The sequence below is a fragment of the Acinetobacter sp. YH01003 genome (genome assembly GCF_013420525.1).
Classification (GTDB): Bacteria; Pseudomonadota; Gammaproteobacteria; order Pseudomonadales; family Moraxellaceae; genus Acinetobacter; species Acinetobacter towneri.
In genome coordinates this window covers 1-21,971 of record NZ_VOXY01000013.1, presented here as the reverse complement: position 1 = coordinate 21,971, position 21,971 = coordinate 1, and the positions used below count along the sequence as shown (strand labels likewise).

At 37.9% G+C, this 21,971-nt stretch carries 15 protein-coding genes and 5 pseudogenes; 12 read left to right on the top strand and 8 right to left on the bottom strand.

The features are described 5' to 3' along the window. The first annotated feature begins 34 nt into the window (after positions 1-34). The 5 genes from FTT70_RS10600 (at position 35) to FTT70_RS10580 (ending at position 11,024) form a co-directional block, all read left to right on the top strand. The gene (locus FTT70_RS10600) at positions 35-7,078 is read left to right on the top strand and encodes a hemagglutinin repeat-containing protein (RefSeq protein ID WP_167846512.1); all 7,044 of its coding nucleotides are present in this window, start codon (positions 35-37) and stop codon (positions 7,076-7,078) included. A gap of 18 nt (positions 7,079-7,096) precedes the next feature. Beyond that, entirely contained in the window at positions 7,097-7,717 is a 621-nt protein-coding gene (locus tag FTT70_RS10595) for a hypothetical protein (RefSeq protein WP_154320123.1), read from the top strand. A 236-nt stretch (positions 7,718-7,953) separates the two neighbouring features. Beyond that, positions 7,954-9,029 (top strand): IS3 family transposase gene (locus FTT70_RS10590; RefSeq protein WP_179991387.1). Its coding sequence is split into 2 segments (ribosomal slippage): positions 7,954-8,206 and positions 8,206-9,029, totalling 1,077 coding nucleotides; the frame shifts between segments, so codons are not numbered across the junction. A 98-nt stretch (positions 9,030-9,127) separates the two neighbouring features. Then, entirely contained in the window at positions 9,128-10,516 is a 1,389-nt protein-coding gene (locus FTT70_RS10585; RefSeq protein ID WP_179991388.1) for a hypothetical protein, read from the top strand. After that, a complete protein-coding gene (locus FTT70_RS10580; RefSeq protein WP_179989170.1) occupies positions 10,506-11,024 on the top strand; it encodes a hypothetical protein in 519 nt (172 codons plus the stop codon). Before FTT70_RS10585 ends, FTT70_RS10580 begins: the two co-directional genes overlap by 11 nt. A 120-nt stretch (positions 11,025-11,144) precedes the next feature. Here FTT70_RS10580 and FTT70_RS10575 read toward each other — a convergent pair. Beyond that, positions 11,145-11,408, bottom strand: a pseudogene (locus FTT70_RS10575) (integrase core domain-containing protein); the annotation flags it as partial. A 33-nt stretch (positions 11,409-11,441) separates the two neighbouring features. Continuing rightward, positions 11,442-11,918: pseudogene (locus FTT70_RS10570) on the bottom strand (transposase); the annotation flags it as partial. 490 nt (positions 11,919-12,408) lie between these two features. Here FTT70_RS10570 and FTT70_RS13715 point away from each other — a divergent pair. Continuing rightward, a pseudogene (locus tag FTT70_RS13715) lies at positions 12,409-12,510 on the top strand (recombinase); the annotation flags it as partial. 185 nt (positions 12,511-12,695) lie between these two features. Further along, positions 12,696-13,895, top strand: coding sequence for an integrase arm-type DNA-binding domain-containing protein (locus FTT70_RS10565; RefSeq protein ID WP_005245164.1), 1,200 nt, complete (start codon positions 12,696-12,698; stop codon positions 13,893-13,895). Positions 13,896-13,936: 41 nt separating this feature from the next. Here the strand turns inward: FTT70_RS10565 and FTT70_RS10560 are convergent, their stop codons facing one another. Further along, entirely contained in the window at positions 13,937-14,350 is a 414-nt protein-coding gene (locus tag FTT70_RS10560) for a Cd(II)/Pb(II)-responsive transcriptional regulator (protein ID WP_179989169.1), read from the bottom strand. Positions 14,351-14,429: 79 nt separating this feature from the next. Here FTT70_RS10560 and FTT70_RS10555 point away from each other — a divergent pair, with 79 nt between their 5' ends. Together FTT70_RS10555 and FTT70_RS10550 are read left to right on the top strand one after the other, a co-directional pair. Next, entirely contained in the window at positions 14,430-15,161 is a 732-nt protein-coding gene (locus FTT70_RS10555; RefSeq protein WP_005245162.1) for a transglutaminase family protein, read from the top strand. Continuing rightward, a complete protein-coding gene (locus FTT70_RS10550) occupies positions 15,148-16,035 on the top strand; it encodes a cation diffusion facilitator family transporter (RefSeq protein WP_127800877.1) in 888 nt (295 codons plus the stop codon). Before FTT70_RS10555 ends, FTT70_RS10550 begins: the two co-directional genes overlap by 14 nt. An 84-nt stretch (positions 16,036-16,119) precedes the next feature. On the opposite strand, the pseudogene FTT70_RS10545 reads toward FTT70_RS10550, so the two are convergent. Continuing rightward, a pseudogene (locus tag FTT70_RS10545) lies at positions 16,120-16,344 on the bottom strand (efflux RND transporter permease subunit); the annotation flags it as partial. Between FTT70_RS10545 and FTT70_RS10540 the strand changes: the two are divergent. Then, positions 16,344-16,487: pseudogene (locus tag FTT70_RS10540) on the top strand (antitoxin HicB); the annotation flags it as partial. The pseudogenes FTT70_RS10545 and FTT70_RS10540 overlap by 1 nt on opposite strands. 252 nt (positions 16,488-16,739) lie before the next feature. Here the strand turns inward: FTT70_RS10540 and FTT70_RS10535 are convergent. Then, entirely contained in the window at positions 16,740-16,991 is a 252-nt protein-coding gene (locus FTT70_RS10535) for a hypothetical protein (protein WP_004658363.1), read from the bottom strand. Positions 16,992-17,185: 194 nt separating this feature from the next. Here FTT70_RS10535 and FTT70_RS10530 point away from each other — a divergent pair, with 194 nt between their 5' ends. Next, complete coding sequence (locus FTT70_RS10530) at positions 17,186-17,407, top strand: helix-turn-helix transcriptional regulator (protein ID WP_004658364.1); 222 nt, start codon at positions 17,186-17,188, stop codon at positions 17,405-17,407. A 172-nt stretch (positions 17,408-17,579) separates the two neighbouring features. Here FTT70_RS10530 and FTT70_RS10525 read toward each other — a convergent pair. Next, positions 17,580-18,724 (bottom strand): IS3-like element ISAba14 family transposase gene (locus tag FTT70_RS10525; protein WP_099046175.1). Its coding sequence is split into 2 segments (ribosomal slippage): positions 17,580-18,460 and positions 18,460-18,724, totalling 1,146 coding nucleotides; the frame shifts between segments, so codons are not numbered across the junction. A gap of 277 nt (positions 18,725-19,001) precedes the next feature. Between FTT70_RS10525 and FTT70_RS10520 the strand changes: the two genes are divergently transcribed. After that, the gene (locus tag FTT70_RS10520; protein ID WP_038350081.1) at positions 19,002-19,790 is read left to right on the top strand and encodes an aminoglycoside adenylyltransferase domain-containing protein; all 789 of its coding nucleotides are present in this window, start codon (positions 19,002-19,004) and stop codon (positions 19,788-19,790) included. Positions 19,791-19,916: 126 nt separating this feature from the next. Here FTT70_RS10520 and FTT70_RS10515 read toward each other — a convergent pair whose 3' ends face one another. Both FTT70_RS10515 and FTT70_RS10510 read right to left on the bottom strand, forming a co-directional pair. Next, positions 19,917-20,375 carry a DUF523 domain-containing protein gene (locus tag FTT70_RS10515; protein ID WP_077170035.1) on the bottom strand — a complete coding sequence of 153 codons (459 nt, stop codon included), beginning with the start codon at positions 20,373-20,375 and terminating at the stop codon, positions 19,917-19,919. A gap of 234 nt (positions 20,376-20,609) precedes the next feature. Continuing rightward, positions 20,610-21,775, bottom strand: a protein-coding gene (locus FTT70_RS10510; protein ID WP_119285041.1) for an IS3 family transposase whose coding sequence is annotated in 2 segments (ribosomal slippage) — positions 20,610-21,517 and positions 21,517-21,775 — 1,167 coding nt in all. Because the reading frame shifts where the segments join, the coding sequence is not laid out codon by codon here. Positions 21,776-21,971 lie beyond the last annotated feature (196 nt).

Below are 21,971 nucleotides of genomic sequence, written 5' to 3'. Positions count from 1 at the left end.
ATCTCCCAAATAAAGACACATTGGTAATTGAAAAATGAATAAGAACTGCTATAAAACGATTTTTAGTCAAACCCGTGGTGAAATGATTGCTGTTGCAGAAAATGTCGCAGCTGCAGGACAAGCCTCAACACAGAATAATAAAGCGGTTGATCTTGAAACACCAGTCGTTGCTTCTGAAAAAAGTTTAGCTTTAAAAGTTCTTTCATTTTCATTGATGCTGATTACAGGCACTGCCCTGATCAATGCATCTATTGGTGTATCGCACAGCAATGTTGTTGCAGACTCGAATGCGGCAGGCAATCAGCGTCCAACGATATTGAACAGTGCCAATGGCACAACGCAGGTGAATATTCAAACCCCAAGCAAAGCTGGGGTATCGGTGAATCACTACCAGCAATTTGATGTGAATCAGAACGGTGTCATTTTAAATAACAGCCGCCAAAATACTCAAACGCAGCTTGGGGGTTATATCCAAGCCAATCCGTGGCTTGCAGGCGGTGAAGCCAAAGTCATTGTTAATCAGGTGAACGGCAGCAATCCAAGTCACTTAAATGGCTATGTAGAGGTCGGTGGACGTAAAGCAGATGTGATCATTGCCAACCAAGCTGGGATTAATGTCGATGGTGGCGGTTTTATCAATGCAGGTGGGGTGACTTTAAGTACCGCCAATCCGAATATTCAAAATGGACAAGTGACAGGTTATCAAGTCCGTGACGGGGTGATTAACATCACAGGTCAGGGCTTGGATGCCAGTAAAGCCGACTATACCCAGTTACTCAGCCGTGCTGCACAGATCAATGCGGGGATTTGGGCTAAAGAATTGACGGTGGTTGCTGGACAAAATGATATTGAAGTTAATCCGCAGGCTGGTGCGATACAGGCGGCTTCGGGGTTGGCAGGCACTGTGCCACAGTTTGCCATTGATACCAGTCACTTAGGCGGAATGTATGCGGGCAAAATCAGTTTAATCAGTACCGAACAAGGGGTTGGGATTAACAATGCAGGGCAAGTGTTTGCTTCAGCCGGGCATATTAAAATCAGTGCCAATGGCGAGCTGCAAAATAGCGGTGCAGTAGTTGCAGAAAATAAAGTCGATAGCACCCCAGCGAGTTTAAATCTTCAAGCAAAAGATTTAAACAATAATGGCAAGATATTAAGTCTAGGCGATCAACGCATTCAGGCTGAAAACGTCAACAATACCGGCCTCATTAATAGCCAAGGTTTAACTCGTATTGATGCCAGTCAAGGCATCCAAAACGTGGGTACAGGTCAAATCTATGGTGACCATATTGCCCTGCAAGCCGCGCATCTTCTCAATGCAGAACAGCAAACCAATGGCGATGTCAAAGCAGGCACGATTGCGGCACGTCAACGCTTAGATATTGCAGGCGGAAAAATTGAAAACCGAGAACAAGCCTTAATTGCCAGCGAAGGTGCGCTGACTGTTGGTGGACAACTCAATGCAAACCATATGGCAGAAGGCTCTGCCGCATTATTAGACAATGCCAGTGCACGTATTCAATCCGTGGGTGATATGTACTTAGGCGTGGATATTTTGACCAACCGAAATTTGCATTTCAGTTCAAGTGTCAAAGAAATACCAGAAACCCGCAAAGATGTGACCGCTTATCAAGGTGCTGGAAGCGCTGAAATTCTTGATTCATCGCATATTACAGGTCGTGGCAGTTATGACAGCATTTATCTGGATGGTCAAAAATATGAAGACTATACCCGATATATCTACAACCAGTACGAAACCCAACACTATGTGGATTCCAGTGCACCAGCGGAGATTATTTCAGGTGGCACACTGACGCTAAAAGGCCAAAGCCTGACCAATGACAAGAGCCAAATTCTAGCGACGAAAGGCATTAATATTGAACAAAATGAAGTGAATAATATTGATGCTGAGGGTGAGCATCGTGTGATTAAAACGGGGACATCACAGTATCACTATGTAGGTTGGAATACATTAGGTACAAGTAAACGAAGTAAGTGGAACAGTGTTAAACCCTATAATCCAGCTGATATCGTAACGCCAATAAAACTTGATGTGGTGAAATATGATGGTGCTCACCAAGGCACATTAAATGGTGATACCTCAGAACTCAGCTTACCGCTGCAATCCTTATACAGCGTTAATAAAGAAAATAATAACCGCCCTTTGATTGAAAGCAGCGATGCCTTTACCAATTATAAAAATTGGTTAGGCAGTGATTACATGCTGCAAATGTTCACGACCAACCCACAAAATATGCAAAAACGTTTAGGGGATGGTTATTACGAGCAAAAACTGGTCAATGACCAAATTGCACAACTGACGGGTCAAGTTTATTTAGATGGTTATACGAACTTCGAGGATCAATTCAAAGCCTTGATGGATTCTGGGGTAAGTGCTGCCAAAGATCTTAATTTAAGTGTTGGAGTGAAGCTCTCAGAAGCACAGATTGCTCGATTGACCAGTGATATGGTGTGGCTGGTGACAGAAACCATTACCGTTGATGGCGAAAAAATCCAAGTCTTGGTACCGAAAGTGTATGTTGCGGTACAGTCGGGGGACTTAAACAACAAAGGTGCCTTGATTGCAGGCGAGACGGTCAATTTAAAACTGAGTGGGGATTTAAACAACCAAGGCAGTATTGCTGGACGCCAATTGGTGAGTCTTGAAGCCAATAACATTAATAACGTGGGTGGCTTAATACAAGGTCGAGATGTCTTTGCGACAGCACACACCGATATCAATAATATTGGTGGGACAATGACCGCCAATCAAATCCTTGCCCTTGATGCGGGCCGAGACATTAACAACATCACCACGACGATTAAAACTGAAAATAAGCACGGTTTAAGTGAATTTAGCGCTGAAAACATTGGCCGTGTTGCTGGGCTGTATGTACAAGATGCGGATGGTCAGCTGGTTGCCAATGCCAAGAATAATATCAATCTGACTGCATCAGATCTACAAAGCCAAGGTAGCATTGCGATCCAAGCGGGACAAGACCTGAATCTTTCTACGGTGAATGTCAGTCGCAGTGATTTAAGCTCAGCAGGTGACAAGGATCAGATTCTGAATGCTTCGAGTCGAGATGTAGGGACGCAGATTCAGGCGAAAGGAAATATTTCCCTGCAAAGTGGTGCCAATACTCAGATTAAAGCCAGCACCTTGAACAGTACGTCGGGCAATGTAGTGATTGATGCTGGACAAAATGTCTTGATCGAAAATGGACGAGATGAACGCAGTTCTCAGCTTGCAGCCCAAGAAAAAGGTGGCTTCTCTACAACAGATAAAAAAATCCAATCTTCGACCAGTCAATCGATTGCAACCGACATCCAATCGGGTGGCAATATCCTGATCAATAGCCAAACAGGAGATATTCAAGCCACGCACCTGCAAGCTGGTGCGAAAGACAGCATTCAAATTACGGCAAACCAAGGCAATGTAAAACTTTTGTCAGATATTGATACTGATATAAAGAGCACGGAAACAGCCAAGAAAAATACAATTCAATTTAAAAACCGTCAATCAGGATATATCGACGAAGATGTTGCACAAACACAGCTCAAAGCTGGCAAAAATGTTGATATCAATGCCGGTAAAAATATCGAGCTGCAAGCCAATGATATACAAGCTCAAGACAATATTTATATTGGCAATAAACAATTCGAACGCCAAGCGGATGGCAGTTTAAAATCCAAAGATGGTAATGCCCTGCCCGAAAATGTCAGTCTGACGACATTAGAAACCAATGATCAGCAATGGGATGAAACCCAAAAAGGTTATCGTGGCATTGCCAAAGACTTAATGAAAGTGACTGCTGTTGGCTTAGCGGGTATTGAGGCTTTAGCTCCGGGATTAAAAGCACCGAAGATCACGATCGGAGAATCATCGAGCACACGGACTGAGCAAAGAACACAAACAGGGACCGATCTTGGTGCCAATAATGTCTATGTGGGTTCAGCAGGTCAAACGACACTGACCAGTAGCAACATTGATGCACAGAACACGGTCTTAGCGGGCAAAAAAGTCACGCTCGATGCAGCAGAAGAACAACACAAAACTGTTACGTCAAACAGCAAAGAAACGGTACAAGGTCTTGGGGTTAAGCTGAATAAAGACAGCATTCGAGTGGGCGGCTTTGTACTTGAAGACGCAGAGAATACCGTTAAAACTACAGCCACAACGCATAAGTCAGGCAATATCAATACTGAAAATTTAACAATTCAAGGTGCAGAAGGTGTAGATATCCTCGGCCAAAATATCACAGCGACAGGTGATACGATCATTGATCATGGTCGAGGAAATCTTAACATAGGCGGTTATGAAAATAAAACCACCACAGAAGAAAAGACTCATACTGAAACCATCAGTACAGAAGTCGGCATTCGCAATGCCTATTTAGATGCAATCTTAGCGGTAGAAGCTGTTGCAGATGCAACTAAAGCCTTATCTAAAGCTAAAGATGATTATAGCCAAGCACAACGTGACTATGCAGCGGGTCGAATTACCAAAGGAGCCTTAGATGACAGCAAAGCCAATGTCGCAATGGCAACGGCCAATGTGGCAAGTGCACAGATTGCTGTAGGGGCAGCAGCCGCATCTGCGGCTGCAAGCAGTGCAACCTATGGCTTTACTATTGGTGCCAATGGTGAAAGGATTGAAACTACGACGACCACGAATACAGAACAAAGCCAATGGCAAGGTAGCAACTTAGATTTAAATAACCTTCAGCTTAAATCAGAAGGCCAAGACATCAATATCCAAGGCAGCCGAGTGAATGCAACAGGCACCACGACCTTTGATGGCAGCAAAGACCTCAATGTGACTGCAGGCGTCGAGCATAGTAAACAGGACAGCAATAGTAAAACCAATAGCCAAAGTGTGAGCTATACCTATGGCGGTGGCGGCAGTGCTTCAATAGGCAAGCAAACCAGCCAATCACAAAACGAAAGCCTCACCCACGTAAATAGTGAAGTTGTGCTGAATCGTACTGAAGGTGCAATAGACAAACTGAATATTCAGGGCGGTGAGGTTTCTATCGCTGACCGAGGTAATCTACAAGTAAATCAGATCCATGTAGAAAGCTTGCAGGATACAGAGACTAGCAGTAATAGCAGCAAAGGCGGAAATATTGGCTTAGGTTTTGGTTCTAACGGTAAAGCCAGCAATATCAGCGCTGGCTATAACCAAAGTAAGGGCAGCATTGACAGTGCATGGGTAAATGACACTAGTAAGCTGCTGATTGGCAATGCGCAGAACGATGCTGATCTAGATGCGATGGGTGTTAAAAATATTACCAGTATTGGTGGTGTGATTGCCAATGCGACGAAGAATGAAGACGGCACATTAACGGATCACGGTAAGCTGAACTATTCAGGCGAACTTGCGCTGAAAGACATAGAAGATCATAACTACAACAGTAGCAGTGGTTTTAATGTATCAACGACGATAGGCAAAACCACGAACAACAAAGATGGAGAAAAATCCAAATATCCAAACGGTTCAACCACCATTGGCCTTAACAGCAGTGGACAAGAAACAGAACAATTGACTAAGGCAACGATGGGTCAAGGGACTGTTGCAAATGCCTCAGACAGCACCAATCGGGACATTAATAATACGCAAGAAATTACTCGTGACCAAGTGACGGGCATGCTGGATGGTTCTGTGACGGTTGATCAGCGTTTACTGAGTAAGAGTGGACGGGCGGAGATTATTCAAGAGCAGAAGGAATTACCTGAAAATTTCCGTCAAAGTGCTGAAAATATTGTGAAGCAAATGCCTGAGGGAGAATATAAAGAGAAGGCTTTACAAAGTTTAAATAATATACAAGCAAAACTTTATAGTTTACCAGCAGATTTTGAGGGTTTAGAGGAATATGGGCAGCAAGTTGCAGGGGAGCTATTGAAAAATGGTCTTGAAATTAAAGAGGTCGAAAAGATTATAGATACAGATAATTATTGGTATGCAATTCAAAAATTATCTGCTGTCCAAGAACAATTAGATATTTTGAGTCAGAATGGTAGTGGCATTGAACAGATTCTTAATTCTGAGCTCTCTAAAGAGCAACCAATAGTCAACTCAAACTCCTTAATTAGTATATTAGCTGAAAATACAGATAGTTCTCTTGCTGTAAAAGAAACGGATTTACTAGGTTTTAAATTTTTACATGCGGCAGCAGAAATTAGTAAAAATATAGAAAAAATTTCTGTAGATAGTGGTGTTGACATTGAAAAAATACAACTTGCTGCTAGCGTGTTGTTAGGAGGGCCTGTAAAAGCAACAGCAGGATATATAGTTAATCAATTTAGTGGAGAATATATTGATTATGCTACAAATGCGGTATCAGATCATTTAGTAAAATCACTCTACGGACTTTCAGATGGTCTATATGATGATTGGAGTCGGTCTGAAAAAATTAGTGAGTTGAAACAGCTTGGACTAAGCGATGATGATTTTCAACGAAGTCTTAATTATGCGGAATCACTGCAAAATGCAAAGCTAGGTGCTACTTTTATTGTTGGTATAGCTGCTGAGACACTAATTTCAGGGAAAGGAAAAGCTAAAAATAGTGATGAAATATCAGTAAAACCTACTGTTCCTGATTATGTTACTCGTAATGATCATGATTTTTCTGCTACAGAAAATTATAAAGGTAAACCAAAAGCTTACATAAATGACAAAGGTGATTTGGTTGCTGCAAACCCTGAAGGAACAGGATCTGTTCAATCTCATATTAGAGGTGGTAATTCTGAGAATACACCATACATTTCAACAAGTGATCCAGCAATAGCTATTGATTCTAAAAATTATGGTGGTGAGCAAATTAAGATTGATACGAAGCGATTGCAGGAAGATATTGATGCAGGTAAGATTTCTGGTAGTCAGATTGTGACACATACCGAAGTTAGAAAGGAATTACAATCTAAAGTCGATGCAGCTCAGGCGAAATATGATCGTAATCCTAGTAAAAAAAATCGAGATAAATTAAGAGATGCAAATAAAGATTTGAATCATGCTATTAGAGATGGGGAATGCTTAATCAAAGGTTGTGTTCCATCAGAATACATAAAGAAATAGTTTGTAAGGAGTATAGAGTTGGAACAGAAGATTATAGACTTATTAAATGAGATTCCTGATAGTGTCAATTATACAGATATAGCAGAGGACTTAGATGCTGAAGATATTTCAGTTAGCCGTATAGAACAGTTAAGAGAATTATTAACAAATTCGGATGACTATATTGTATTCCAAGCTGCTAAATTGTTGACATTTTGGGGAGATGATTATGGTTTTAATGCTTTAACTGCATTATTTGAAAACAATAAATTAAATGGTTTTATTGATCATAGGCTAAATGGTTATGATGATACATTGCAACATGTTCTTAGAGCATTTATTCGTTATTGGGCTGATAAATCTGACCATGGTCTAGGTACCTTAACAAGAAAAAAATTGTTTCCATATATTGTCAAAATAATAGAGCTTGCTAATACTCAACCTTTTGGAATAGATTCTTTATTTGGTTTAATAATCGATGAGGACTTCAAAGAATATATTCCATTTTTAAAAGAACATTTAATTTCAATCATTGATCATCCAGAAATACATGGTTGGAAAATTCATGATGTTATTGAGTTATTTTTAAAAATTGAACCTGATTTTGTATATAAATTATTGGATGAAAAAGGAAAGACGTTAAAGGATTTTAATTTTTGAAATTAATGTATCGACCAGTATTGGTATTCCACAAAAGGGAACTAAAGAAGCTTCTACAGCTCCAAAAGGTTCAACGACCATTGGTATCAATAGCAGCGGGCAAGAAACAGAACAACTGACCAAGGCAACCTTAGGTCAAGGTACTGTGACGAATGTGAAAGATACGGTAATCCCCCCTAAAAATAATAGGATCTAAAAGTAGAATTTTCTCTTAAGATACGAGCAGGAGATTCTGCATGAAAACATCTAAATTTACTGATAGTCAGATCATGTCCATCTTGAAACAGGCAGAATCTGGCACACCTGTAGCGACCCTTTGCCGTGTACACGGCATGAGTAATGCTACCTTTTATAAATGGCGTGCCAAATATGGTGGTATGGATACATCATTAATGGCTCGACTGAAAGAGCTAGAAGCCGAAAATACCAGACTTAAAAAGATGTATGCGGAAGAGCGATTAAAGGCCGAAATCATCCAGGAAGCGATGGCAAAAAAGTGGTAAAGCCATCTTGCCAGCGTAAGATGGCACAACAGGCAGTTGCCCAGCATGCCATTAGTATTCGTTTGGCTTGTAAAGCATTTGGCATTAGTGAAACCTGCTACCGCTATCAAGCCAAACTCAGCGATGACAATGCACTCATTGCTGAACAGCTCATTGAACTCACTGAGGAAAATTCCGATTGGGGCTTTGGTTTGTGCTTCTCGTATTTACGGCATGTTGAGAGTTGCTGCTGGAATCACAAGCGGGTTTACCGCATTTACTGTGAGTTGGCACTGAATCTGCGTATTAAACCGAGAAGAAGACTAAAACGGCATGCGCCTGAACCATTGAAAGAACCAATCCGAGAAAATCAGGTTTGGTCATTAGATTTTATGCATGATCAGCTTTCCGATGGTCGCAAGTTTCGATTATTGAATGTGATTGATGATTACCGCCGCGAAGGCCTAGCCATTGAAGCAGGGTTCTCATTGCCCACAATCAGGGTTATTCGTACGTTGAATCAATTGCTGGAGTGGAGAGAAAAACCGTTAGTGATCCGATGCGATAATGGTCCCGAATTTATCAGTCACGAATTTGTGCGCTGGGCTACTGAGCATGGTATTCGTATTGAATATATTCAACCGGGTAAGCCACAGCAGAATGCGTATATTGAACGCTATAATCGGACCATACGTTATAGTTGGCTGAGCAAGCATTTATTTGATACTTTGGATGAAGTACAAGATTATGCAACAAACTGGTTGTGGCATTACAACCATGAAAGACCACATCAAGCTAACAAAGGAAAGCCACCTCTAATGGCTGCTTAACCTCTGCTTTTAACTTCGGTTATTTATGGGAGGATTACCATACCACCAACCGTGATATCAACAATACCCAAGAAATTACTCGTGATCAGACCACAGGTATGCTGGATGGTTCAGTAACGATTGATCATCGATTACTGACAGAAGCTGGACGACAGGAGATTATTCAAGAACAGAAGGATTTGCCAGAGAATTTCCGTCAAAGTGCAGAAAATTTAGCACAAGCCTTACCAGCGGGTGAGTATAAAGATAAGGCTTTACAAACACTAAATAATATTCAGGCAAGGCTTTACAATTTACCAAGTGAATATAAAGAAACGGGTGTAGTTGGTGACAAAGTTGCAAGTGAATTGCTCAAACGAGGGATAGAGCCAAAAGAAGTTGAAGCTTTATTTTCTAAATTAGATTTTTTCTATGCAGCAAAAGAGTTTAGTGAAATTCAGAGTCAACTAGATACATTAGCTCAATCTGGTGTTGATTTAGAAACGATTTTTAAACAACCTAAAATAGGCGTAAATGAACAAGAAGTAATTTATGCGAAAGGAACTGACATTGAGACAAAAGTTACGACCCAAACCACAGTTGGTATGACGATATTAAGCAATATTGCTGATTTAGGAAATAATATAAAGCAGATTAGTGAAGATACTGGAGTTGATTTAGGTACTGTTCAACTTGCGGTAGGACTAATGATTTCAGGCCCAGTCCGTTTAGCAATTGAGACAGGAAAATCTTTAGCTTTAGATAGTGCGGTAGGAGCTGAAATAGCTCAAGGATTTGATGCGCTGGCGACATCATTAACTGCCGCCGCTCATGTTACCAATTCAAATACGATTAATAATTGGACTAATTCAGAGAAAGTTAAAGAAATTGAAGCCTCAACATCTGAAAATAAATTAGATGAATTGAAATTTGCAAATGAAATTGAAAAAAATAAACAAGGTGCAGAATATTTAATTAATGCTGTGGCTGGAGTTGTAGGTGCTGGAGTAGGTAAAGGTGTCACTAAGGGGAAAGATGCTGATATTGAAATAAATCAAAAGCAATCTCTTGATGTGGGATGGGTTGATAATTATGGAAATCAAAAGAAAGTCACTGGAGATGGAACCGTGGCTAGAGATCATCAGCCGTCTAAAGCTGCATTATTAAAGAGAGCTGAAGACTTAAAGGAAGCGCCCTTAACTCAAGCAGAGAAAAATCGTATTATTAATGAAGGAATGAGTGTAACTGTACCAAATGAGGTGCATGCCGCAGGTCCAACCTATGCAGGAAAAAATAATAAAGGACTCATTGAAAATGATGCAAATGATTTACAAGCAGCACAAATTAGGGATTCTGAGGCAATGATAGATAATGCAAAAAAATTAACGCCTGAGTACGTTACAAAGTTGCAAGAAGCATGTACTACATTGAGCTGTAAAAATAATGCTGATTATGATAAATTTTTGAAAAATATTATGGATGAGGAGGCGAGAAAGAATGACAAATAAGTTTATTGATCATTTAATATCACTGTTGGGTAAGTCAAATATTGATGAAAAATTAGTTGATTTTTTTGTTAAAAATCAATTTGTGAAAAGTCAAGAGGAAATTAAATTACCAATTTATGATGAAGATGGTGATTTATTGGATGAGTATAATTTTTATATTAGTAAATATGATGAGGGATTGGGTTTTATATTTACTGATGAGTCTTTTTATTTAAATCAGGAGGACAAACCCATAACTGGTGAAAAAATATACTTAACGACTATATTTTTTTATAATGATGGTGTGGAAGGCTTTTCTCAATATAAACAAGAACTGCCATTTAATTTAAAATTTTCAATGAATAAAGCTGAAATTGAAAATATGTTAGGAGTGCCATTATTTATTAAGAATGATGATGGCGTGGTTAGAAGCCAAAAATGGAAAATTGAAGATATTCCATTTACAATATATATTTCATATAACAATATAGGTGAGATTAGATATATTTCATTAAGTATTCCTTACTGATTTAGTTAAAGTCGTTCCTACCCTATTTTGAATAAAAAAGCGGTTCTTTATTTAAAATGGAGCTACATTAATAGTTTTTAAGGTAATCCTTCAATAAATAACCGAAGTTAAAAGTAGAGGTTAAGCAGCCATTAGAGGTGGCTTTCCTTTGTTAGCTTGATGTGGTCTTTCATGGTTGTAATGCCACAACCAGTTTGTTGCATAATCTTGTACTTCATCCAAAGTATCAAATAAATGCTTGCTCAGCCAACTATAACGTATGGTCCGATTATAGTGTTCAATATACGCATTCTGCTGTGGCTTACCCGGTTGAATATATTCAATACGAATACCGTGCTCAGTAGCCCAGCGCACAAATTCGTGACTGATAAATTCGGGACCTGAGATACCGTCTTGGTAGTCAATCAGGTTTTGAGATTATTCGACCACTAAATAATCTCTTCGATAGGCAGTCTGATGTTTTAAAACGCCATAACACAGATGTATAAGCTTGCGCATTGCAGCACCTAAAGCACACATTTTATTTTTACCCTGGCTTAATAATCGTTGATATAAAGCTTCAATGTGTGGATTATATTTAATCGCTGTTAATGCCGACATATACAATACTGAGCGTATTTTACTGTCACCTGCTTTTGATAAGTGACTTTGCTTGTTGACTGAACTGCCAGACAACTGATGTACTGGAACCAAACCTACATATGCAGCAGCTTGACTTGCTTTTTCAAACTTGTGCGAATGAAATAACCCCAACAGTAATAAGCCTGATCGTTCACCGATTGAAGGAATAGTTTGCAGTAATTTCAAATCCTGTTTCAATGTTGGATCTTGATCTATGTGATTATTTATTAACTTATCAATATGTTCAAGTTGCCGATTTAAATAGGCTTTGTTGCATAAACATTTTGCAAGGCACTGATTTTTAAAGGTTTGTGAAAATTTCAACCTAAGAATAAATTTAATAAAATCATATTCTTAGGTATTTGTGCAACAAAGCCGATCCGAATCGGAAGCCAAAAAGCTTTTGGGGCAGATTATTAGGACGGAAGTGAATTCATAGTAACTGTCCAAATGAAAGAAGAATCAGTGTCCTTTACGATAAGAATATGCAATTTATCTAAGAATTATATTGCTGAATAAGCTTTTAAGAATATAGGTTTGGGCAATAAAGCCTTTAAATTCTATTACTGAATAAACCCTAAGTGGCCGATTTGGAATAGGAATGAGTGGTAGGGTGCGAATAGGAATAGGTGGTAGGTTTATGCTGGAATATGCATTGAGTCCAATCCTTGATCGTGGAGACTATTGTATTAGAAACAATAGCAGACCTAAAAGGCTTTACTGGTATCCATTGATTATTCAATAACATTAAATAGAGCCGTGAGACGTTGAAAGGCTCACAGAGTGGGAGGTAAAGTATATCCTCATCTCTCGTAAAACAGCTGACGAAGTCCGAGATAGAATCATTGCGTCAAAAAAAACGTGATATTTGAGAACTAAAAAAGAAGTGGTACTCCTACTGGTTACTAAAATTAAAGTATATTGAATAATAAATTTATAAAACAATACTTTACAAATCTATATGATGCGTAGTGTACGCATCATACATAAAGCGTTCTATTTTGATATAATTGATCCAATCAACCCATTGTTAGGTTTCATTTAAATTCCATGAGTCTTACTGAAATTAAAGTTCGCCAAGCTCATTGTAAGGAAAAAACCAGTTTTTTATCCGATGAAGATGGGCTTAGCCTGAAGATTGAGCCGAGTGGAAGAAAATCTTGGTGCTATCGCTATACAGATCCACAAACTAAAAAACGTCGACGCATTCAGTTAGGTCGTTATCCTGATTTATCGCTGAAAAAGGCACGACAAGTCAGAGATGACTTTAAAGACAATGATTTCTGTTTTGAACAAGATACTGCCTCTAATGTCATCACCTTTGGTAAGGTCGGGGAGGAGTGGTTACAGTTCAAACTGAAAAATGCCTTCAACGATCTACCCCGCTGTGGTGTACTACAGTTAGCAGAAAGATGCTTACAGCAAGATATTTATCCAGACCTTCAGGATCTACCTTTTCAAAACATCAAGCGTTATGACCTGGTTTCAGTAATCAAAAAAATAGAGGGACGCCAAGTAAAAGAACCTGTCAAGAAAGCTTGTAGTTATTTGAACCAAATTTATGACTACGCTGTAGCGATGGGTTATTGTGAATTCAACATCGCGCATGGTTTAAATAAAATCGCCATTAACAGTAAAATCAAGAAAAATTATCCGTATTTGAAAGCGGAGGATATATCTGATTTTAAGTATAAATTACAAAAATTGGATGCCCATCCGATTATTAAAAAAGCACTGCTGTTCAAATTACATACTGGCGTGCGAGGGGCTGAATTGTTATTGGCTGAGCCTCATCATTTTGATTTAAATGAAAAAGTCTGGAAAATACCTGCCTTGCATATTAAACAGTTTCGACGAAAAGTCATATTAGGCCATGAGATTCCCGACTTCTTAGTTCCACTTTCAGATCAGGCTTTAGATATTTTAAAAGACGTCATGCAATGGTCATACGGTGAAAAGTACATTTTTGCTAGCCCACGGAAACATAATCAACCGATTCATTTTAATACATTAAATATGGCTATACGTAAGATGGGCTATGGAAAACATCAATTATCCTCTCATGGACTACGTTCCACTTTTAGTACCATTTTGAATGACTCAGGTTTGTTCCAGGATAACTGGATTGAGGCACAACTTTCACATATTGATAAGAACCGTACCCGTGCCAGCTATAATCACGCTGACTATTTAGCCCAGCGGACTGAAATGATGCAGTGGTGGGGTGATTATTTAAGTACTGCTAAGTGAAAATCGTACTTTTATACATAGACTTAAAACATTATGGGGTTTCAAATGGATAGTAAACAATATACTTGCCGTGTTACATGGTCAGCAGAATATAATGAGTATGTTGGGTTGTTCGAACCACAAGCACTAGCCATTTGTTGTAATTCAGCTTTAAGCGCCCTTAATTCTTTCATGCGTTTATTCACTAGTGCAAGTTGCTGATCAATTAATGCATTAACGCTAGAGCAGCTTTCTTCTGGCTTATTTTTTAATTCGATAAGACGTTTAATATCATTGAGTGATATATCTAGGCTGCGACAATGCTTTACGAATTCCAATTGTTTAAGTGCTTTGCTATCATACAGCCTGAAATTACCTTCTGAACGATTTGGATTTAACAGAAATCCTTCTCTTTCATAATATCTAATCGTTTGTATTGAACAGCCCGATTTTTTTGACAATTCGCCTATTTTCATCAATTTCCCCCAGACATTTGACTCTATAGTTACTATAGAGTCTATAGTATAAGTATGCAACGAAAAGGATATATAAAAAATGACTGAGAAATATTTAAACAATACGAATATCGTTAATTTTGAACACAAAGATATCCAATCCTTGATCGATCAACGTAGGTGGAAAAACTTGGATAACTTCAACAAAATTGGTGCCGCTTATCAGTTTGTAAAAGATGAGATTTTCTTTGGTTATAATGAAAGCGATGATATTGCAGCAAGCGATGTGCTAGCAGATGGTTATGGACAATGTAATACTAAGGGTAATCTGTTAATGGCACTATTGCGTGGACTAGGCATTCAATGCCGATTTCATGGGTTTACCATAGACCAGCAACTACAAAAAGGTGCTATCCCAAGCTATGTATTTTGGTTAGCACCTAAATACATCATTCATAGTTGGGTAGAAGTTTACTTTGAAGGGCGTTGGATAAACTTAGAGGGCTTTATATTGGATGAGCAATACTTAAGCTCTCTACAGGAGAAATTTGACCAAGTAAAAGATGATTTTTGTGGTTATGGTGTTGCAACAAAGTGCTTTTCATCACCAGATACAGATTGGCGTGGAGAAAATACCTATATTCAAAAAGAAGGTATTCATGATGACTTTGGGCTTTATGATTCCCCTGATGAGTTCTATCTCGAAAAAGGGACTAACTTGTCGGGGTTCAAACGCTGGATATATCAACGCTTGATACGTCACTTGATTAATATGAATGTATCAAAACTAAGAAATAGAAAAGTACTAGAGGTACAAAATGCACAACCATAATCATAGTCATCAACATGGTAAAGATGACCGTATTGGTTGGGCATTTTTCCTTAATGTGACATTCACTATTATCGAATTTATAGGTGGTTGGCTCACTAACAGTACGGCGATAATGGCAGATGCAGTTCACGATCTTGGTGATAGTCTTTCAATAGGTTTTGCGTGGATTTTAAGTCGTTTTTCAGATAAAGAAGCATCAGATAAGTTTAGTTATGGTTATCGTAGACTTACTCTCTTTGGCGCATTGATAAACAGTATTGTTTTAATCATTGGCTCAATTTGGATTTTATTTGAAGCAATTCCAAAGCTGTCCAATCCTGAAATGCCTGTAGTCGAGGGGATGTTAGGGCTAGCGATACTCGGCGTTGCCGTTAACGGATATGCTGTATTAAAATTAAAAGCGGGTGAAACATTAAATGAGAAAGTGCTGACATGGCACCTTCTTGAAGATGTACTTGGATGGGTTGCCGTTCTTATAGTCTCTATCGTACTGTTGTTCGCTGAACTGCCGATATTAGATCCCCTTTTATCAATAGGGTTCACGCTGTTCATCTTGTTTAATGTTTTCAAAAACCTGAAATCAACACTCGTTTTATTTCTTCAAGCTGCACCCGATAAAGAGACTCAAAAGCGTATTAAACTATCACTAATGGAATTTCCTGAAGTTAATGGTATCCACCACATGCACTTTTGGTCACTAGATGGTGAAAGTCACGTTTTAACAGCGCACCTTGAGCTGAGTGACAACTTTGACGTTAAAGAATTAATTAGGCTTAAACAAGAAGTTGCAGCTAAATTATCTTCCTATCATTTATCGCATACAACGATAGAGTTTGAGTTTTTAAATGAAAATTGTCGGGATGAAGCGCAGTAAGCTTTATCAATAAAATGTTGGGCATACAATATTAAAAGCAGCTTAATTAGGCATAACCTAGTAATTAAGCTGCTTTTTTTGATTTTAAATTTCGTCGGATTGCTGTTTGCTACTCTCAGAGCCATGCGCCCATTGATATAAAATAGGCAATACAAACAAAGTTAAAATTGTAGAAGATACAATACCGCCGATAACAACTGTTGCTAGTGGTCGTTGTACTTCTGCACCAATTCCAGTGTTTAACGCCATTGGAATAAAACCTAAACTTGCGACCAGTGCCGTCATTAAAATAGGTCTTAAACGAATGATGTGCTGAGTTTCCATCATTGTCTTGGCTTGATGCGGATCAGTCTAAAGCATTCTCAGGAATAGAGGAGCTCGTTGCTGATGTTGTCGCTGATATGATTAGCAATAATGAAAAAGTTCCTACACCACTCTCCGGGAAAATATAGTAGGCAGTTTGTTGTCCTTGTTCTCAGTGGTTCAACAAAAACTAGCCCTCGAAGCCGCAGAACGTGGCGTGGACATAAATTGTTTAGTATCAGTAAAAAGAGCGATGTAATTTTAGTACGAGTGAGTGATAGAGCAGGAACCTATGCTTCATATATTCAGTAAATGGTATGTTTTTGAATTAATAGGTATTTTTAAATAAAGCTTTCTTTGATTTAGTGCTTTTTATTTAATAAATTAATTTTAAAAACAACTTAGGCTAATTGATAAACACTATCTGGAAAGATTAAAAGAAAATATTTTTTAATTTCTGCTAATTCATTTAAGGCAGGTTCCCTTTCAAGCAGTTGAAATGTCCAAATAAGTACAGCCTGATGATTATCATAGCAAGTATTTACTCCAAGAAAATTAGCCATTCCATAACTTCTATTGATGTTCATTTCTTTAATTAATTGATTTCCTAAGTCACGAGCTTGCTGGCTGATCAATAACTCATTTGGTAACACGGCGGTCATCTCCACAAAATAATCTAATGCAGGTTCAATCCTTATATTTAAAAAGTTATAATTTAGTTGAAATGGATAAAATATACTTTCTATAAGTTGTAATAACCTGCTGTAGGTTAATTTTAGCAAAGTATTACTCAGTCAACAACTTCAAATAACCCACAGCAAGTTATTTTTTGTAAATTAATTTAAATATGATTACTTGTAAGTTATCTAGCCTCATGGGCGATAGAAAAATTTTAAAATTAAGTGAAGTGGTGCATGCAACAGGTATCAATCGCAACACGCTCACAAGTATGTATTATGACCGTGCTGTACGTATTGAATTACCAGTCGCCGATAAGTTGTGTAAGTACTTTAACTGTACGATGAATGATTTGTTTGAGTTTAAGGAAGAAGTTGAAGAAAAAGATTAACTTAATACTTCGTTTGATAAGTTTTTCGAAGAAAAAGACTAGCCAATACTTAGTTTGATAAGTTTTTCTCTGCAGATCTAATATTGAATTTTATAAAATATCATTACAAACAGAGGTGGTTCCACTTGTTTGAACAACTAAAAGCGTATTTATAAGTGATATTCCGCTCTAGTTAAGCCACCTTGTTTTGTTGGGGTAGCTGATCATAGTAAAACTCATTTGGTGTCATTTTGTCTAGACTCGAATGAGGTCGTTTCAGATTATAAAACTCAAAATATGCACTCAATTGCTTTTTCGCATCTGTGACACTGCTATAAGCTTTGAGATACACCTCTTCATATTTAACGCTCCGCCATAATCGTTCAACCATCACATTATCTACCCATCGACCTTTACCATCCATACTGATTTGAATGCCATTTGATTTCAATACATCAATAAATGCATCACTGGTGAACTGACTGCCTTGGTCTGTATTCAATATTTCAGGTGATCCATATTTTTCAATCGCTTCATTTAAAGCCGAAATACAAAAATCCACCTCCATACTAATCGATACCCTATGCGCAAGTACCTTGCGGCTATGCCAATCAATCACAGCACATAAATAAACAAAGCCTTTTGCCATAGGGATATACGTTATATCAGTAGACCACACTTGATTACTGCGCTGAATAGCCAATCCTTTGAGCAGATATGGATATTTACGGTGAGCTTGATTAGCCTGGCTTAAATTTGGTTTGCAATATAACGCCTGAATACCCATTTTCTTCATTAAAGTACGTGTATGACGTCGTCCTATATGATGCCCTTGACGATTCAACAAATCACGCATCATACGACTGCCTGCAAAAGGATATTGCATATGTAATTCATCAATACATCGCATCAGCTTCAGATCTGATGAGCTAACAGGTTTTGGGCGATAATAATAACAACCACGAGAGACTTTCAGTAACTTAGCTTGTTTAGATACTGAAATCTGAAGTGAGTGATCGATTAACTTTTGTGGTTGAAGCGGCCCAGTTTCTTCAACACACCTTCTAAAAAATCAATTTCTAATGCCTGCTCACCGATTTTTGCATGTAACTTTTTAAGATCAATGGGAGGTTCTGATGGAGCTTTTGATTGATCGAAAGCTTGTGAGGAAGCTGAGATCAATTGATTTTTCCAGTCAATAATTTGGTTTTGATGAACATCAAACTCAGAACTCAATTCAGCAAGTGTTTTTTCTGCTTTGATCGCAGCAAGTGCTACCTTAGCCTTAAAGTCGTTTGAATGATTTCTTCTTGGTCTACGTGCCATAAAATACTCCATATATTGATGTTTATAACATCATTTGAGGAGCAGAGTATCACTTATAGGAGTTGTTCAAATTTCCGGATCCATCTCTAAGTGAGGAGGAAATGACTCTTACTATTCAGATGTTGTTTCAAGCTTTTTTTGATTGATAGAGTTTTATGTATTAAACTCTATATTGAAAGTAAATATATTGTAAAAATAGTATGTTATTTACTAATTGATTAAATTATTTACACTTATTCTGTATAATGCTCTATGAATTCATTACTTATTTTTTTAAATTAAAAATCATATGCAAAGCTTAAATGATGAAGAGTGTCGCCAAGTTGAAAGTGTAAAACAGCTTTTACAAAAAAATTTTAAAGATAAGCTTTATGCTATTTATTTATATGGTTCGTATGTTGATGGTGGTTTAAAACATAAAAGTGATCTTGATATTTTAGTTATTATTGAACGTGAAATTACCGATCAGGAAAGAAAACAATTAGCGCAGAATTTTCTAAATATATCTGTTCCGATTGGTCATGCTACAGCGCGTGCCTTAGAAATTACGATATTAGAAAAAGGGAGTATTACCAATAAAAATCATCCATATACATATCAGCTACAATATGGCGAGTGGTTGAGAGAAGAATTACTCAAAGGTGAATTACTTTATAGTCAATCTGATCCAGATATTAGTATTTTACTTAAAACTGCCCAATTACATAACATTACTATCTTTGGACCTGATATTTGCGATTGGTTAAATCCAATTAGCTATGAACAATTAATATTTGCCATGCAAAAAACTTATCCACAAATTATTGCTCATTGGAAAGACGATCAGGATGAATGTAATCAAATTTTAGCGCTATGCCGTATAGCTTATACATTAGATCATAAAACAATAGTTGCCAAGGATGTTGCTGCGACATGGTTTTTAGAATTCTTAAGTCAGATAGATCAAGACATTTTGCAACTCATAATAGATGAATATATTGGGCAAGGTCATGAGCAATGTTGGTTAGTTTTACATGATCAGCTTGCTAAAATTGTTAAAGAATTACAGCATAAAATTGAACCACTACTTTTTAACTGATGTGGAAGTAATGGATATGCTTCTTAGATTATTACCTCACTATATCTCTAAATACCGAAGAGACTTGATATTGCAAAGGGGGGCGTGGTTGGAGTTGCATGAAGATTTTAAATAAAAGCGGAGGAACTAGGGTAAAAGTTGCCAAAAAGTTTCTTCTGAAATGACTTTTATATTATGACGTTTAAGCAAAGCGGAGGTAACTCCATTGCCATAGATCTTATTCCCATTAAATTGACCATCGTAAATCATTGAACTACCACATGAAGGGCTATTTTCTTTAAGCACTACCAGAGTAGCTTTTAATAATTGAACTTTTTTTAAAGTTCTATATGCCCCTTCAATATAGATTGAAGTCACATCCTTTCCTGATTTTTCAATTACACAGGCTTTTCCATCTAAGACATCATCGCCATTACCTCCCGAAATCTCGGCAGGTTCGCGTGGTGTTGATAAACCGCCAAGAATCTCTGGACATACCATAGTAGCTTTTCCATCTTTGACTAATTTTTCGATTTTTTCGTTTAAGCTATGCGTCCCGTTATAACGTACCTTTAAGCCAGCCAGACAAGAACTTACTAAAATCATATTTCCTCTATGAAAAAGATATGTATCGATTTGCTATTTAGCCAGTACCTATTATTTTTTAAAATTAATAGGTTAGTGCTATGGATAAAACAAGAATTTAAATATGATCAATGCAAAGTGAGTTATTTTTTTTCTAACCCACAAAGCTTATAGATTAGTTTGATCCTTTTTGTTTAGAAAATTTATCAACAGTGATGTGTGCTGAATTAGCAGGAGACTTTCACTTGGGAGATTCTAGGCAGCTAACCGATAAAAGTCTTCTGCCATTTGATTTGGTGTCTTAAAATCCAAGCCTTTTTGAATTCTTCGCTGATTATAAAATAACTCTATATATTTTGTAATATCCGCTTTGGCTTCTTCCCTTGTTTTGTAGTTGCGATGATGGACTAGTTCATTTTTGAGTATGCCCCAGAAACTCTCTATCGGTGCATTATCAAAGCAGTCGCCTTTTTTGCTCATTGAACCCTGAAAATCAAATTTCTCAAGTAAGTTTCGATATTCATTACTGCAATATTGGCTGCCTCTATCTGAATGTACAATGAGATCTTTAGCAGGTTTCTGATTGCGAATAGCCATATTCAATGCATCACAAACAAGCTTGGCTGTCATGCGCTCATTTAAGCTATAGCCAACAACCTGTTTCGTGTAAAGATCTTTGACAGCTGCCAAGTACAACCAGCCCTCAGCCGTCCAAATGTAGGTAATGTCACTCGACCACGCAAGATTAGGCTTCGTCATTGAAAACTGTTGCTTGAGTAAATTGTCATAAATAGAACGGTTGTGATCACTGTTCGTGGTTCTTTTGAAACGCTTATGGCGCTTACAATACAACTGATTTGATTTTTTTATTTGGCGCACAGCATACGTACTTATTTTGATACCTTGCGCTTGTAAATGCTTGGTTAATCGAACATAGCCATAGCTTTGTTTGGTTTCTTCATGGGCTATTTTGACCAAAATTGTCTGCTGATTTCGCTGAATTGATCTTTTACTCATGCCTCGCTTTAGCCAATCATAAAAGCGAGAAACGGATACACGAAGTAATCGAGCCATTAAAATAATCGGAAATAAGTGGCTTTGCGATTTCATATAGGCGTACCTCACTGACTTTCTTTGGCAAAGTACGCTGCTGCCTTTTTTAAAAATTCACGTTCCATTTCAGCTGTTTTGAGCTGTTGTTTAAGCTTCTTATTTTCTTCGAGTAAGGCGTTTAGATCGGGCGAATACTGTTTTGTGCCTGCTAAAGTTCCAGCCTTTGCTTTGTTATTCCAGTTCGAAAGGGTTTGCATTGAAATGCCAAGTTGTCTAGCGGATTCCGATACATTACCTTGGTTCTCTTCAATGGCTTTTATGGCTTCAGCTTTAAATTCTGCGGTGTAAGTCTTCTGTTTCTTGCTCATGGTAAACTCCTAATGAGTATGTATAGTTTACCAAGTTAAACCCTCCTGTTTTTTAAGCACACATCAATAGAGTGGGAGTGACGGGCACTGGCTGGCAATGTCTAGCAACGGCAGGCATTTCGGCTGAGGGTAAAAGAACTTTCCGCTAAGCGATAGACTGTATGTAAACACAGTATTGCAAGGACGCGGAACATGC